Origin of the sequence: Nostoc sp. FACHB-888 (genome assembly GCF_014696655.1) — a bacterium.
In the GTDB taxonomy this organism is placed as follows: domain Bacteria; phylum Cyanobacteriota; class Cyanobacteriia; order Cyanobacteriales; family Nostocaceae; genus Nostoc.
Window position 1 is genome coordinate 1 of sequence record NZ_JACJQM010000040.1, and the last position, 13,573, is coordinate 13,573.

Consider the following 13,573-nt stretch of genomic DNA (forward strand, 5'->3'; position numbering starts at 1 on the left):
CTGCATCAGTGAGGTTGCTGGAGTACGCCATTAGTATTAGATTTTAGATGCTGAGGAGTACCTTAATTCAAAACCTCATAAGATGTCAAATGGGTTCTATATAAGCTATAAGCTTGGTTCAATCAAATCAGCGATTGCCTTCGCCAATATATCTGGATCTACCGATTTAGAAATATGCATTTTAAATCCTGCTGCTAGTCTGTGAGGCGCTTTTTCCAGTATCCCGGTTCGCGGCTACAGTGCATCACTGCCAAAATTAAAACGTAATCTTCCTCAATGGTGTATAAAATTCCATAGGGGAATTTACGCGTTAGACATCGACGAATGTCTTCGTCAACAACAGCCCAGCGAGTCGGTGACTTGATAATTCGGAAAATTGCATCCTCAACTGCATTAATAAATGCTTGTGCTAATTCAACTCTATACTCTGTATAAAACTTGACAGCTTCACTGTATTCAATTAATGCTGCTGGATGAAAGACGTATTTCATTGCTCCAAAATTTGTCTCACCCTGGCTAAGGCTTCCTCTCCAGGAATGGGTTCGATTGTACCACTGCGAACTTCATCTCTACGCTTCTTGGCTTCATCTGTCCACAGTGTTTGAAGTGTTTCGTCTACGTCAAATTCAAGACTTTCAACGAGCTTTTCTGCCAACAATGCTCTCGCTGCACTGGGCAAAGCTAAGGCTTCTTTCATAACTTGCTCAACAGATGCCATAATCACTAAAAGCATAGGGACTATCCAGAGTTTAGCAGGAAAGTAGCAGACCTGAACAGTGAAGTTATGGAAAGCCTTTCGGACGCTTACCTAGATCATTTTGGCTCAATCAAATCGGTGATCGCTTTCACCAAAGCATCTGGATCTACTGGTTTAGAAATATGCATTTGAAACCCTGCTGCTAATGCTTGGTGTTCATTCATTTCGCCTGCATAAGCCGTCAGAGCGATCGCTGGTACGCGTCCTCCTTGTTGAGGCGATCGCGCTCTTACTTCACGCATCAGCATATATCCGTCTGTCTTTGGCATTCCAATATCGCTAATTAAAACATCTGGTATTGACTCAGAGAGCGCTTGTAATGCCTCTTGTGCTGAAGATACGGCGGTTACTTCTACACCGTAGTCTTGTAAAATAAAGGTCACTAAGTCGCGGATATCTGGTTCATCGTCCACCACCAAAATTTTAGTGTCTGAAAGGATTGGGAAATCAGCTTCACAAGGTGAAGGCTCATTTTCGTTAGACATTACCTGTTCACTTCTGGCTAAAAACGGTAGTTCAACAGTGAAAGTGCTACCCGCTCCTTCTCCAGGACTTTCTGCTTGAACATTTCCCCCATGCATTTCTACAACCTTACGCACGATCGCTAATCCTAAACCTAGTCCACCAAATGCCCTAGTAATTGTGCTATCAGCTTGGCGAAAGTAATCGAACACATAAGGCAAAAACTCTGGACTAATTCCCTTACCTGTATCGCTGACCTGAATTTGAGCTTGGTTACCAACTTTCATCAGTCGAATTTCTATCCGTCCGCCTATTGGTGTAAATTTTACCGCATTAGAAAGTAGATTCCACACAACTTGCACAAGCCGATTTGGGTCGCCCATCAGTTGTCCCAAAGTGGAATCAAATATCGTCTGAATTTGAATTGACTTAGCTTGTGCTGCTAGTTTTACTGTCTCTAGTGCTGCTTCAATTACCATTACCAAGTTCACTGGACAGACATTCAAGTTTAATTTTCCTCGGAGGATGCGAGACACATCCAACAAATCTTCAATTAACTGGGTTTGTAACTTGGCGTTGCGTTCAATGGTTTCCAAGGCATGGTTAGTGGTTTTTTCATTTAAATCACGAGTCCGCAGCAATTTCGACCACCCCAGAATGGAGTTGAGTGGGGTTCGCAGTTCATGAGAGAGAACCGCCAGAAATTCATCTTTGATTGTGTTGGCGATTTCTGCTTCTTTGCGTGCTTTCATTTCTCCTTCGAGGAGGCGATCGCGTTCTTTCTCGACTGATTTGCGATCGGTAATATCCAGTACAAAAGCAACACCATTATCCTTGGAGTCATTGAGCAAGGCTATCCCCAAAACAATTGGGACTCGTTTTCCGTCGCGCTGGAGATACTCTTTCTCATAAATTCTGGAAATTCCAGCGGTTTGCACTTCCAAGAGGGCGCGATCGTCTAAATCTTTATATTCAATAGGAGTAAGTTCTCTCCAATTAATTTTACCCAAAGTGGCAAACTCATCACGAGTGTAGCCAGCTGACTGGAGAAAGGCATCATTGGCATCAATAATAAAGCCATCCACATTCCAAAAAGCGACCCCGATCAAGTTAGATTCAAACAAACGCCGAAAACGCGCTTCACTTTCGCGTAATGTTTTTTCTGCCCGTTTATGTTCGGTAATATCACGAGAAACAGTAATTACGCCTTCAATAGCTTGGCCAAAACTGCGTAATGGAGTGAGAATGTATTCATAATAATGCACCCCATCAGCAGTAACATATTGACATTCATCCTTGATTGGCTGCCCAGTTTTCATCACAGCTTGGCGTTGATTATCTACCTGTTCCATAAGCTCTGCGGGTACATCCAGGTCTTGCAAAGTTTTTCCCACAAGATCCTGGGGCTTGAAGCCTAGTAACGTAGCTGCATCCCGACTGACATACTGATAACGGCCTTTGCGATTAAAGATATAAATGTGATCAACTGAGGCGGTGAGGATGGCATTTAAAATATTTGCTTGTTCTTGCACTTGGGTTGTTAGTTCACGAGTGCTTTCTTCTGCTTGCTTGCAGACAGTAGTTTCCATACAAACGCCGATCATCCGCACCGCTTGTCCGCGATCGTCATAGATAAATTTTCCCTTGACAGAAATCCAATGAACACTTTGGTCTGATCGAACTATGCGAAATTCATCATTGTAGTCAGTCTTTTGTCCTAAAGCCTGGGCGATCCCTTGCATTACAGATTGCCTGTCTTCAGAATAAACGCACTTCTGAAACGTTTCGTAAGGGCCATCAAAACTACCTGGAAGCACACCAAAAAGCAATTCATAGTTTTCAGACCAGATGACTTTATTGGTAACAATATTCCAATCCCACAAGCCCATCTGGGAAAACTCTAGAGCTAGCCTGAGCCGTTCTTCACTCTCCCTCAGCGACGCTTCTACCTGCTGTCGTTCTGCAATTTCTTGTTGGATCTGCTCTAAAGTGACTGCTACATCTGTGGGTACATTGAAGCCTGTGGATACTCCTTGTTCAAGATGCGAATTTATCTCATATTCAAAAGCTTGAATATGCGGATATTGTAGTGCAAGTGCCAGTTTTTTTTCTAACTCTATTACTTGCTCTTCAAGCGCTGCTTGCCTTTGCTGATAAAATATTTCTGATTGCTCTAACTCAGCTACGCGCTGCCGCAGAGCTACTAATTCATCAGTGACTTTAAAGTTAATTTTATCAACATTTGACATCTTGCACACTGCGCTTATAACTAAACAATACCGATTTGAAGAGTAGGCATCCCCTAGCTTTAACAGTATGGATTCTTAGTCTCAAAAATGTAATCCATCAAAAGGCGTATAGGGTTTTACGCAACAGATATCCTCTGAGATTAAAAGCGATGTCTGACGACAAGACCCTTTCGATCCAGTGGTAATTTAATAACAAATTATCTCTTCAAACGCATAAAAGCTGCACCAATAAATAATGCCACAACCTGTCCCCAAAAAACACCACCCAATTGGTTTACGCCAACAGGAGGAATATTTAAACTGCCGATGGCATAAAATAATTGTTGCACAAACCACCAAAATAGATAGAAAAAAGCTGGAAGTTGAATTGGAATATACAAGATTATTAACGGCAAAATTGTGTCAATTTTAGCTTTAGGAAACTTCATAATATATGCTCCTAAAACAGCTGCGATCGCGCCATTGCCGCCAATCAATGGTACTGTCAAACTTGGTTCAGCTAGAATTTGCACACAAGAAGCGATCGCGCCAGTAGCTAGATAAAATCCTAAATAGCGTCTATGTCCTAGAATATTTTCGACAGTTTTCCCAAAAACCCATAAGAATAGCAGATTTCCCAATATTTGGCTAAAACTGCCATGCAGAAATATTGCAACAAGTAGTGAAAATGTTCGCCAAATTACAATTATCCAAGCAGCAGAGTTATTGAATAAGAATGCATTTGTAATTGCCCCACTAATCTGGGCTGGAATTACACCCCAAATATTAACAAAATAACCTAATCCACCACTAAATTCTAGTTGAAGTTCCCATAAAAATATGCCAACATTAATACCAATCAGCCAGTAATTAATAATCGGCTTCTTCCGACAACGAATATTATCACTAATAGGAATCATATGGATTTGTCATTAGTCATTAGTCATTGGTCATTAGTTATTAGTTATTCTCCTCCTGCTTCCCTTGCCTCCCCTGCCTCCCCTGCCTCCCCTGCTCCTCTACTCCCCCTAAACGTGTGGCAAGATTGAAATCAGATCGCATCGCACTTAATTAGGCAAACGAGATGCTGGGAAACACACTTGTAGGAAGATACCAAATTATTAGTCATTTGGGAGGTGGGGGTTTTGGTGAAACTTTTGTGGCAAGTGATACCCAATTACCCGGTTCACCTCCATGTGTCGTTAAGAAACTTAAACCCCAGGCAAGTGATCCCGTAACTTTGGAGACAGCTAGGCGTTTATTTGATACAGAAGCGCAAGTTCTGTATAAATTAGGAACTCACGATCGCATTCCCCAACTTTTAGCTTACTTTGAGGAAAACGCCGAATTCTATCTCGTACAGGAATTGATCGAAGGGCATGACTTGAGCCAAGAATTAATACCAGGTAAAACTCTTAGTCAAGACGAAGTAATTTCACTTTTACAAGAACTTTTGGCAATCTTAGAATTTGTCCATCAACAGAATGTAATTCATCGTGATGTCAATCCTCGAAATATCCTCAGGCGCTACCCAGATGGCAAATTAATCTTAATTGATTTTGGTGCAGTTAAACAAATAGCTACTCAAGTTATTACTCCCCAAGGTCAAACACAAGCTACTGTTGCTATAGGTACGCCTGGATATATTCCTGGTGAACAAGCTCATGGTACGCCAAAATTAAGCAGTGATATCTATGCTGTGGGAATAATTGCTATTCAAGCTCTCACTGGATTATCAGCAGAGGAAATAGAAAAAGATGATGATACTAATGAAATTATCTGGCACAAGCAAGCTACGGTAACGCCAGAATTCGCCCAATTCTTAGATAAGATGGTGTGCTACGACTTTCGGCAACGCTATCCTTCGGCAACGGTAGCATTACAAGCTCTGAAAGAGTTAACACAACCACCCCCCCAGACAATTGCATTAACTCCTATTTCTTCACCAAAAAATATAAACAAACCTCAACCGAAAAAAGGAATATTGGGTAAAGTTTTACTAGTGATATTTTTAATTAGTGTTAGCGGAGTAGCATCAATATTAATTTTAAATCACATTAATTCAAATAACGCCATAGAACTATCCAAGCAAGGAAATACACTTTTTGATTTGCAACGTTATCAAGACGCATTAGAAGTATATGAAAAAGCCGTTAATGTTAGACCAGATTATGCTCAAGGATGGAATGGTCAAGGGAAAACGCTGTATAAATTAAAAAAATACAAAGATGCGCTAGCGGCATATGATAAAGCAATTCAAATTCAACCAGATTATTTTGAAGCTTGGAGTGGGCGAGGTTTTGTATTAGGAAGCTTACAGCGATATCAAGAAGCGATCGCTTCTTTTGACAAAGCCTTAGAATTAGATAATAAAAACTCAGAAATCTGGAATGCTAAGGGTGAAGCTTTCAGTAACTTAAACCAATATGACCAAGCAATTAAATCTTATGAAAAAGCGATTGAATTAAAATCAGATAATTACGAAGCTTGGTACAAGAAAGGATTAGCCTTACAAAATTCTAAGCGATATGAAGAAGCGATCGCAGCTTACGAAAAAGCCGTTGATTTAAAACCAGACTATGAGGAAGCTTGGTATAATTGGGGAAATTCTCTAGTCAATTTGCGGCGTTACCGGGACGCGTTTACAGCTTATGATAAAGCTGTTCAATACAAGGCAAATTCCTATCAAGCCTGGTTTTCAAGAGGGAATGTACTTCTCAATTTACAACGTTATCCAGAAGCAGTTGAATCTTTTAATCAAGTAATTAAATATAATCCTAGCAACTATCAAGCATGGTATAATCTGGGATGGTCGCTGCATCAAAACCAACGCTATGAAGAAGCAATAAAAGCTTATAACAAAGCCGCAACAATTAAGCCAAAAGACTATCAAGTCTGGTATAATCTAGGGAATTCACAATACAATTTGCAAAAATACGAAGATGCGATCGCATCTTATAAGAAGGCAGTTGCTTATAAACCAGACCATTCTGAAAGCTGGTATAGCAGAGGCAATGCTCTACTAAATTTGAATCGGTTTCAAGATGCGATCGCATCTTACGATCAAGCAATAAAATACAAGCCTAATTACCAACAAGCAATAGATGCCCGCAATCAAGCCCAAATTCAACTGCAATCAGAGAAACCAAAGCCTCTAATCGTGCCAATTATCCCAGTTCCTAATTCCACCAATCCACCCCAGACGATACCCTAGTATCGCAAGGCGGAAGTCAAAAATGAATAAACCACACGCGTAAGGGCACAATAAATTGTGCCCTTACTCGCATTTTAAAATTACTGTATGTAACAAGTCTATGCATTTAACAATTGCTGCAACTATCGAATATTTACCTCTTGCAGATAATTTTCTCCTTGAAGATATTCAATCTTAATAGCTGAGTTTTTAGAGACAAATGAATCTGTCCTTTTTGCAGAAACTATCTTTTGATAATCAGTTCGCAGACGTTGCTTTTGAGTATACTCGTTCAATTTGACTTGAGCTTGAGCATAAACTAAAGTATCGTTAGGAATATTTTGGAGGAATTTTATAGCCTGATCAAAATCACCAACAAATGCTTGTTTATAAGCTTTCTGTAAAAAGTAAGCTGCTCTGATCTGCCGCTTGCGATTGTACTCAGCCAGCTTGTCTTGAACTAAAGCACCCGCACGACTTTCTTTAGGAATTTGACGCAGATATTGTAAAGCAGCAGAAAAATCTTTTATCTCGGCGCTTTCGTAAGCTTTTGCTAATAAATCTTGCGTCTGTACTTCAAGATTTACTGATGCTTGCTGAACTAGTTTATCTGTTTTAGATTGCCAATATAAAATATTTGGAATTTTAGCAACAGCATCAAGAACATCTGACCATTTACTCTCATTAAAAGCTGTTTGAGCTATTTGGTATTGCTGTGCAGCTATTTGCCATTGCTCTTGCCATTCTTCAATCGTGGCTTGCGCTTCTGGATAAACATTACTGTGAGAAGGAATTGATTTAACAAGTGCGATCGCTTCTTGCAAATCTCCTGCTTGATATTCTTTTGTAGCTTTAGATAAAGTTTCTGTTTCTGAGTATGCAGGTGCAGCATTAATTAAAGAACATACACCAAATCCCATTAATAAAGAATTAGCCGCCAGTCCTACTTTCATTCCTGTTAATAACGGGGATGATTGTCCAGATGTAGAATTTTGAGAATCATCATCTGCAACCGCCGCCTCTAGAGGAAATTGCTCATCTGCTTCTAATATTTGTGATGGCTGAGGTTCCCATATTATTTGTTTAAGTACCCGCAGTACCTCACTCGCAGACTGAAAGCGGTTTTGGTAATCGTAACGGATCATTTGGCTGAGAACAGCAGCTAAATAATCGTTGACTGGCGTGTTTTCAGAACGCCAAACAATTTCATTAGTATAAGGATCAGCTTTTAATTGTAGTGGTTCTAACCCGGTTAAAGCCTGGATAGCAATCATACCCAAAGCATAAATATCACTGTTGGGCTGTGTTTGTCCAATAAATTGCTCTGGTGGTATATATCCTAATGAAGTGACGGGAATTCTATAAATCGGCAATTCCGCACCTATGCCAAAATCGATAGACTGGATTGAGCCAAAGTCAATCAGAACTAACTTGCGTAGGGGATCACTATTACGTCTAATCAAGTTTTCCGGTTTGATATCGCAATGGATCACGCCTTGAGAGTGAACAAATTCTAGAATACCTAAGACATCTATCAGAAATTCTACAACTTCGCTTTCACTCCACAAAGCCCCCCACTGTTGAGCAATGGGTAATTCCGCAGCCAGCGCATGGCCTTCGATTAGCTCTTGCACTAAATAAAATCGCTCGTTTTCTTCAAAGCAGGCGATAAATTCAGGAATTTGATGATGGCTTCCCAAAAGCTTAAGGGTTTCAGTTTCAGTCAGAAACATTAACCTCAACATATCCAAGTAGCCAGATTCGGAACTGCTAACCTTAATCTGTTTAACAACGCATTTGGGATTCTCTGGATAATCTACATCTACAGCTATGTATGTTTGTCCAAACACCCCTGCACCGAGGCTTTGGATAATTTGGTAACGCCCTTGTAGTAATTTACCGATTATGTGGTGAGTCATGACCTGGTTACTCAGTAGTCCTTTTATTTATTTTTCGGACATTCCCTCCTGTTTCCGGAATACTTTAGAAATAAATTGCTAGAGTTTTGATACTAGAATACAAGTTTAATTTTTAAGTATTTTTACGTAACTAAATATAATATTTTATTAAAATTTGTATTTTTAGCAAAAAATGAACATACACACGCTTAATTGTTGAGAATTAATATCCGTTTAGTAATTCTCAAAGTTAATTTCAGGAAAAATTAGCTAAGAAGATTGCATTATGTAAACCAGCAGTATATTCGGCTAGCGATCACGATGTTTTTACCAAATAATACTTATTCCAGATGGTATTATTTTTGCATCTCTACTAATTAAAGGTAAACTCATATACTTTGCTGTTGCAGCAATAATCCTATCAGGCATATCTGGAACAGTATCACGTAGTATCGTGGATAATGTATCAACAATTTCAGTTGTTAAGTTAACTAAAGCTAATCCACTACTTTCATTAGCTAATGCATTATCTAGCAGAAATTTCATATCTGCTGATATTCGTCTTCTTTCTTGCAAATAAACTATTTCAACTAAACAAATTGTTGGTATGTATATTGTAATTTCACTCCTATCGCATTTGTCAAATGCTTCGTTTGCAGGAACACTAAGGTTTGGACTATCTTCTAAGTACCAAATCAGTGCATGAGTGTCTGTTACCAAATCAGACATTAAACATCCTCACGTGGGAAGTTTGTCCAAACTTGTTGCCGCATTTGTGCAATATCTGATTCAGAAACATTACTACCTCGCCATAATCCTCGTAACGAATTTCGCGGTTTCGGCTGAATATTTATTAATTCGCGTTCAATTTGGGGTGCAATTTGCTCGATTAGGCGAATTTTATCTATCAATAAAAGCTGTTTTATTAACTCTAATGCTTCTTCAAGAGTTACTGTTTGATGCATTGTTCTTTTCTCTTGACTATGGCCAACAGTCTAGCATACTTATAAAGTGTATGTTAATTAAATTTAATAAAAAAAACAAAGCATATTCTTTTAATTTTAGCTCGTTTAACTATTAATTTCTTCATCATGTTCAACTACTTCAGATTTATCTTGTAATGGCTTTACTACTCGTGCGATCGCTTCTTGAATAAAAGCCTTGATAAATTCATCTCTGCGATTAATTTTAAACTGTCGCTGCACAACTTCTGTCATTCCACCATCACCCCAATCTTGGTCATGACGAAAATATTCAATAAAACTTTTACCAGCAATTCGCGTTAAATAAGCTGCTGTCACACCTTGAATTGCTTTACCAATAATAAAAGTAGCGACATTGAGTTGCAAAGCTGTAGATAATAATTGAATCGCTCCTTTGACAATGCCTAAACTGGCGAGGGTTTTTGCTAAAGAAAGGGCTAATTCTCGTCCCCGTTCCATATTCAATTCACAGCCATACACTCTACCAATTTCCACAACCATTTGAGCATTAACAGCAGCTGTTGCTAGCAAATCTACGACTGGAATAGGCGTAACAGATACCACACCAGCGCCAATCCACTGAAAGCGTTCTACGATTTTGTCAGCTTGACGACGACGCTGGCCATCGATAAGTTTTCGCGCCTCGTCTCCCAATCGCAGAGATTGCAAAAGAATATTATCTGCAACTAAATCTTCACCCTCAGCCCGTAAAACAGCAGCTGTGCGCCGCAGCAAAGGAACAATATCCGGTTCTGGCTGGAAGGTTTCGCCAGTTTCTAGTTGTGCAGATTGGGGATTAGCAGCGATCGCCACCACATCATTAGTAGAAATAAATCCCCGTACCCGTTGACGCAATCTAGCGAGAATGGCTTCTTTATCTTCATCTGTATATAAATCAGTTTTGTTAAGCACTAGGAGCGATCGCTTACCAATTTCTGCTAATCCCCGCAGTGGCTCATATTCTGAGCGTCGTAAGTCATTATCTACCACAAACAACAGTAAATCGGCTTCTGTCGCCAGTTCTCGCGCCATTTGTTCGCGTTCCGTTCCCGCCACCCCTGCTTCTAAAATTCCTGGCGTATCCGTAATTAAAATCTTGCGTTCTAATCCCTTCAACCGCAGACAATAAGTTTCTCCAACCTGGGTTGTACCCATCGGTGCATCGACTTGACCGACCATGCGTCCCATAATCGCATTAACTAGGGAAGTTTTGCCAGCACTCCCTGTACCAAATACCACTACTTGAATCTCACCCCGCGCTAAGTTAGCTTCAATCTCTCGTGATTTACTTAATAAAGCCTGACGTGCTACTTCATCTTGAATTTGCGCTACCTGTTGACGCACAGCTTGGAGAGTTGTAGAAGCAGCATCAGATTTGCCAGCAGGAATTTGCGCCGCAGTTACTCGCTTCGGGTTGCGGCGCGATCGCTTTTCGCCAGATTGAATCACCAGTACATAATAGACAAAAGCGGCAACCAACGCTCCTATAAGGACAATCAGCAGCAACAGCAGCAAATTGCCCAGCAACGGCGAATAGGACAATTGCCAATAGAGGCGCGATAGGGAATCAATTAGCCATAGGGCTAGCCCCAAAATGACGATCAGACCAACAATCAGCGTTACTATGCGTGGCAGAGGCATGGTTGGGAAAGATTAGTGAATATTCAGCATGCAGATGCTTCTGATTTTAATAGTTTCAGCATTTTTTACCAGAGTAGCAAGAAGCAACTTTTGTGAAATTTGAACCTTTGAGGGTGAAACGTAAGGGCACAGCAATGCTGTGCCCCTGCAAGAAATTTACGATTTATCATCCTTAAGTTAGTAGCTTTTGAAATTTTATTCGTTCATTATGAAGCTTGCATGTTCTAATTTTTAAGTAGATCAATGCCAATTTTGGCAAGCTTTTGAGAACAAAGAGAGAAACAAACTTATGGGACTTTTCGATACAATTCTTGGTGCAGTTGCTAATCCCAATCAACAGGGCAGCTTAGGTCAACTCGGAGGTATTGTTAACAGTGTACAGCAGATGAGCGATCAGACTGGCACAAACCCTTCTACCATCCAATCAGTTTTATCTGTTGTCGGTAGTCAAGTGCGTTCTGCTTTACAACAAAAGCAAGCCACAGATGGTAATCAAGCTGCACAAACTCTAGTTAATCAATATGCCGGTACTTCTCCTAACCCCCAAGCCGTCAATTCGCTGTTTTCTCCTCAGATACAACAACAGGTAGCTCAGGTTGCTGCCGGGCGCACTGGATTGGATGCTGGTATAGTTCAACAATTGCTGCCTTTAGCAGTACCTTTGGTACTTAATTTTTTGAAATCAGGTGCAAATGTTCAGAATCCCCAAGCTGGCGGGAATTCTGTACTGAATTCTTTCTTGGATGCTGACGGCGATGGTGATGTCGATATCGCTGATGCCATCCAAATGGCTAGTCGGCATATGAAACGTTAACACTTTTTAACACCCACTCCCCACTCCCTTAAACATTGGCAGTTAGGCCTTGCTAGATATTTAGCAAAGACATAGGCTGAGAAGATGGGAAATTAGCAAATAGTCTATGGCTAAACTTTTTGACTGTATTACTGAAGAACTGCAAGGCTTTATTGCTGCCCAACACATTTTCTTTGTTGGCTCTGCACCCTTGAGTCCTACAGGTCATGTTAACCTGTCTCCTAAAGGTTTAGGCTGCTTTCGCGTCTTCTCTGCAAACCGAGTAGGTTACGTAGACCTTACAGGCAGTGGTAACGAAACATCAGCCCATTTGCAAGAAAATGGGCGGATAACCTTTATGTTTTGTGCTTTTGAGGAACCTGCCTCTATTCTGCGTCTTTACGGTCAAGGAAAGACAATTTTACCGGGTTCTCCCGATTGGGACTCTCTGTACTCTTTGTTTGTGCCGATGCCTGGAACTCGTCAAATTATCGTCGCTGACATTGACAAAATACAGACTTCGTGTGGTTTTGGCGTACCACTCTATGAATATCAAGGTGAGCGCGAGACTTTAGTAAACTGGGCTAGTAAAAAAGGCGAAGAGGGAGTTCGAGAATATCAACAGAAGAAAAATCTCGTCAGCATTGACGGTTTAGCAACACCACTGAGTAAGTTACCTTAAATTTGACAAAAGCGGACTTTGGGGCATCTTTTAAGCTCAAAGCTCATCGATTGTAGGGAGTGTAAATAAGAAAGCCGCCAAAGCGATCGCACCTTGAAAGCGGCTTTTCATGTAACATCACAATAGTTCTGAAATCTGATCTTCATTTGAAATTTTGCTTTCATGACCTTTTAGGGTCGGTGTCACCACCAATTATTGCTTGGAACAAATTTCCTAGTAAAGAGAAAAACGCCGAAACTAACACTAGCAGCATTAAACTAGCAAGGGCAGCAAAGGGAGAGATAATGAATAAGAGTAACAGTGCAAGCATCAAAATCGTTAGTAATGTCTTATTCATCTTTTTCACCTTTAATAGTTGCTACTCTCAAGCTAACCAGTTAAGTCATGATCTTAACTACAGTCAATAGAAGGAATTAGTCTTAGTTCTCTGGTAAGATTTTGCAACAAAATTGAGTGCCAAAGTCTAAGTTTATAAATCAATAATCTGTCACTTCCGCTCTATTAGACTTAACCTGTCCGCGCTTAGTTTTGTAGTCAAGGCGCTTTCTTTGAGAACTGCGACTTGGTTTCGTGGGTTTGCGTTTTATCCTCACTACAACTGCGCTTTGAATAAGTTCTTGAAGTCGTTTCAAAGCTGACTCCCGATTGTTCTCTTGGCTTCGGTGTTCCTGCGCTTTGATTACAACAACCCCGTCCTGGGTGATGCGTCGATCGTTCAGCTTTAATAGCTGTTCTTTATAATAATCGGGTAATGATGAAGCCGCAATATCAAAGCGCAAGTGAATCGCCGTGGAAACCTTATTTACATTTTGGCCTCCTGCTCCTTGCGAACGAATTGCACTAATTTCAATCTCACTCTGTGGGATAATAACTTTGTTGGAAATTTGCAGCATTGCTTACAAAACAAAAGAGAAACTTTTCAATTTGCGATAAAAA

At 40.3% G+C, this 13,573-nt stretch carries 13 protein-coding genes; 3 read left to right on the top strand and 10 right to left on the bottom strand.

Annotated elements, in window-relative coordinates:
• Positions 1–194 precede the first annotated feature (194 nt).
• The 4 genes from H6G26_RS22360 to H6G26_RS22375 form a co-directional block, all read right to left on the bottom strand.
• Positions 195–491: a type II toxin-antitoxin system RelE/ParE family toxin gene (locus H6G26_RS22360; protein ID WP_190731352.1), complete on the bottom strand. Its 297-nt coding sequence runs from the start codon at positions 489–491 to the stop codon at positions 195–197.
• Entirely contained in the window at positions 488–718 is a 231-nt protein-coding gene (locus H6G26_RS22365) for an addiction module protein (protein ID WP_190731397.1), read from the bottom strand. The genes H6G26_RS22360 and H6G26_RS22365 overlap by 4 nt, the downstream gene beginning before the upstream one ends.
• A gap of 95 nt (positions 719–813) precedes the next feature.
• The gene (locus tag H6G26_RS22370) at positions 814–3,468 is read right to left on the bottom strand and encodes a PAS domain S-box protein (RefSeq protein ID WP_190731353.1); all 2,655 of its coding nucleotides are present in this window, start codon (positions 3,466–3,468) and stop codon (positions 814–816) included.
• A gap of 197 nt (positions 3,469–3,665) precedes the next feature.
• On the bottom strand, positions 3,666–4,367 hold the full coding sequence (locus H6G26_RS22375; protein ID WP_190731354.1) for a rhomboid family intramembrane serine protease: 702 nt from the start codon (positions 4,365–4,367) through the stop codon (positions 3,666–3,668).
• Positions 4,368–4,531: 164 nt separating this feature from the next.
• Between H6G26_RS22375 and H6G26_RS22380 the strand changes: the two genes are divergently transcribed.
• On the top strand, positions 4,532–6,661 hold the full coding sequence (locus tag H6G26_RS22380) for a serine/threonine-protein kinase (protein WP_190731355.1): 2,130 nt from the start codon (positions 4,532–4,534) through the stop codon (positions 6,659–6,661).
• A 122-nt stretch (positions 6,662–6,783) separates the two neighbouring features.
• On the opposite strand, the gene H6G26_RS22385 is transcribed toward H6G26_RS22380, so the two are convergent.
• From H6G26_RS22385 to H6G26_RS22400, 4 genes are all read right to left on the bottom strand, one after another.
• Positions 6,784–8,559 carry a serine/threonine-protein kinase gene (locus H6G26_RS22385; RefSeq protein ID WP_190731356.1) on the bottom strand — a complete coding sequence of 592 codons (1,776 nt, stop codon included), beginning with the start codon at positions 8,557–8,559 and terminating at the stop codon, positions 6,784–6,786.
• A 306-nt stretch (positions 8,560–8,865) separates the two neighbouring features.
• The gene (locus H6G26_RS22390) at positions 8,866–9,267 is read right to left on the bottom strand and encodes a type II toxin-antitoxin system VapC family toxin (RefSeq protein WP_190731357.1); all 402 of its coding nucleotides are present in this window, start codon (positions 9,265–9,267) and stop codon (positions 8,866–8,868) included.
• Positions 9,267–9,503 (bottom strand): hypothetical protein, encoded by a 237-nt coding sequence (locus H6G26_RS22395; RefSeq protein ID WP_190731358.1) that lies wholly within the window; start codon positions 9,501–9,503, stop codon positions 9,267–9,269. The genes H6G26_RS22390 and H6G26_RS22395 overlap by 1 nt, the downstream gene beginning before the upstream one ends.
• 105 nt (positions 9,504–9,608) lie before the next feature.
• Positions 9,609–11,162: a GTP-binding protein gene (locus tag H6G26_RS22400; protein ID WP_190731359.1), complete on the bottom strand. Its 1,554-nt coding sequence runs from the start codon at positions 11,160–11,162 to the stop codon at positions 9,609–9,611.
• A gap of 289 nt (positions 11,163–11,451) precedes the next feature.
• Between H6G26_RS22400 and H6G26_RS22405 the strand changes: the two genes are divergently transcribed.
• Together H6G26_RS22405 and H6G26_RS22410 are read left to right on the top strand one after the other, a co-directional pair.
• A complete protein-coding gene (locus tag H6G26_RS22405) occupies positions 11,452–11,976 on the top strand; it encodes a DUF937 domain-containing protein (RefSeq protein ID WP_190731360.1) in 525 nt (174 codons plus the stop codon).
• A gap of 106 nt (positions 11,977–12,082) precedes the next feature.
• Positions 12,083–12,637 (top strand): pyridoxamine 5'-phosphate oxidase family protein, encoded by a 555-nt coding sequence (locus tag H6G26_RS22410; protein WP_190731361.1) that lies wholly within the window; start codon positions 12,083–12,085, stop codon positions 12,635–12,637.
• Between the two features lie 160 nt (positions 12,638–12,797).
• Here the strand turns inward: H6G26_RS22410 and H6G26_RS22415 are convergent, their stop codons facing one another.
• Both H6G26_RS22415 and arfB read right to left on the bottom strand, forming a co-directional pair.
• Entirely contained in the window at positions 12,798–12,974 is a 177-nt protein-coding gene (locus tag H6G26_RS22415) for a hypothetical protein (protein WP_190731362.1), read from the bottom strand.
• A 139-nt stretch (positions 12,975–13,113) separates the two neighbouring features.
• Entirely contained in the window at positions 13,114–13,530 is a 417-nt protein-coding gene (gene arfB / locus H6G26_RS22420; RefSeq protein WP_190731363.1) for an alternative ribosome rescue aminoacyl-tRNA hydrolase ArfB, read from the bottom strand.
• Positions 13,531–13,573: the final 43 nt, after the last annotated feature.

Coding starts and splice junctions, on each gene's coding strand:
- H6G26_RS22360 (WP_190731352.1), bottom strand. CDS start 491: ATGAAATACGTCTTTCATCCAGCAGCATTAATTGAATACAGTGAAGCT.
- H6G26_RS22365 (WP_190731397.1), bottom strand. CDS start 718: ATGGCATCTGTTGAGCAAGTTATGAAAGAAGCCTTAGCTTTGCCCAGT.
- H6G26_RS22370 (WP_190731353.1), bottom strand. CDS start 3,468: ATGTCAAATGTTGATAAAATTAACTTTAAAGTCACTGATGAATTAGTA.
- H6G26_RS22375 (WP_190731354.1), bottom strand. CDS start 4,367: ATGATTCCTATTAGTGATAATATTCGTTGTCGGAAGAAGCCGATTATT.
- H6G26_RS22380 (WP_190731355.1), top strand. CDS start 4,532: ATGCTGGGAAACACACTTGTAGGAAGATACCAAATTATTAGTCATTTG.
- H6G26_RS22385 (WP_190731356.1), bottom strand. CDS start 8,559: ATGACTCACCACATAATCGGTAAATTACTACAAGGGCGTTACCAAATT.
- H6G26_RS22390 (WP_190731357.1), bottom strand. CDS start 9,267: ATGTCTGATTTGGTAACAGACACTCATGCACTGATTTGGTACTTAGAA.
- H6G26_RS22395 (WP_190731358.1), bottom strand. CDS start 9,503: ATGCATCAAACAGTAACTCTTGAAGAAGCATTAGAGTTAATAAAACAG.
- H6G26_RS22400 (WP_190731359.1), bottom strand. CDS start 11,162: ATGCCTCTGCCACGCATAGTAACGCTGATTGTTGGTCTGATCGTCATT.
- H6G26_RS22405 (WP_190731360.1), top strand. CDS start 11,452: ATGGGACTTTTCGATACAATTCTTGGTGCAGTTGCTAATCCCAATCAA.
- H6G26_RS22410 (WP_190731361.1), top strand. CDS start 12,083: ATGGCTAAACTTTTTGACTGTATTACTGAAGAACTGCAAGGCTTTATT.
- H6G26_RS22415 (WP_190731362.1), bottom strand. CDS start 12,974: ATGAATAAGACATTACTAACGATTTTGATGCTTGCACTGTTACTCTTA.
- arfB (WP_190731363.1), bottom strand. CDS start 13,530: ATGCTGCAAATTTCCAACAAAGTTATTATCCCACAGAGTGAGATTGAA.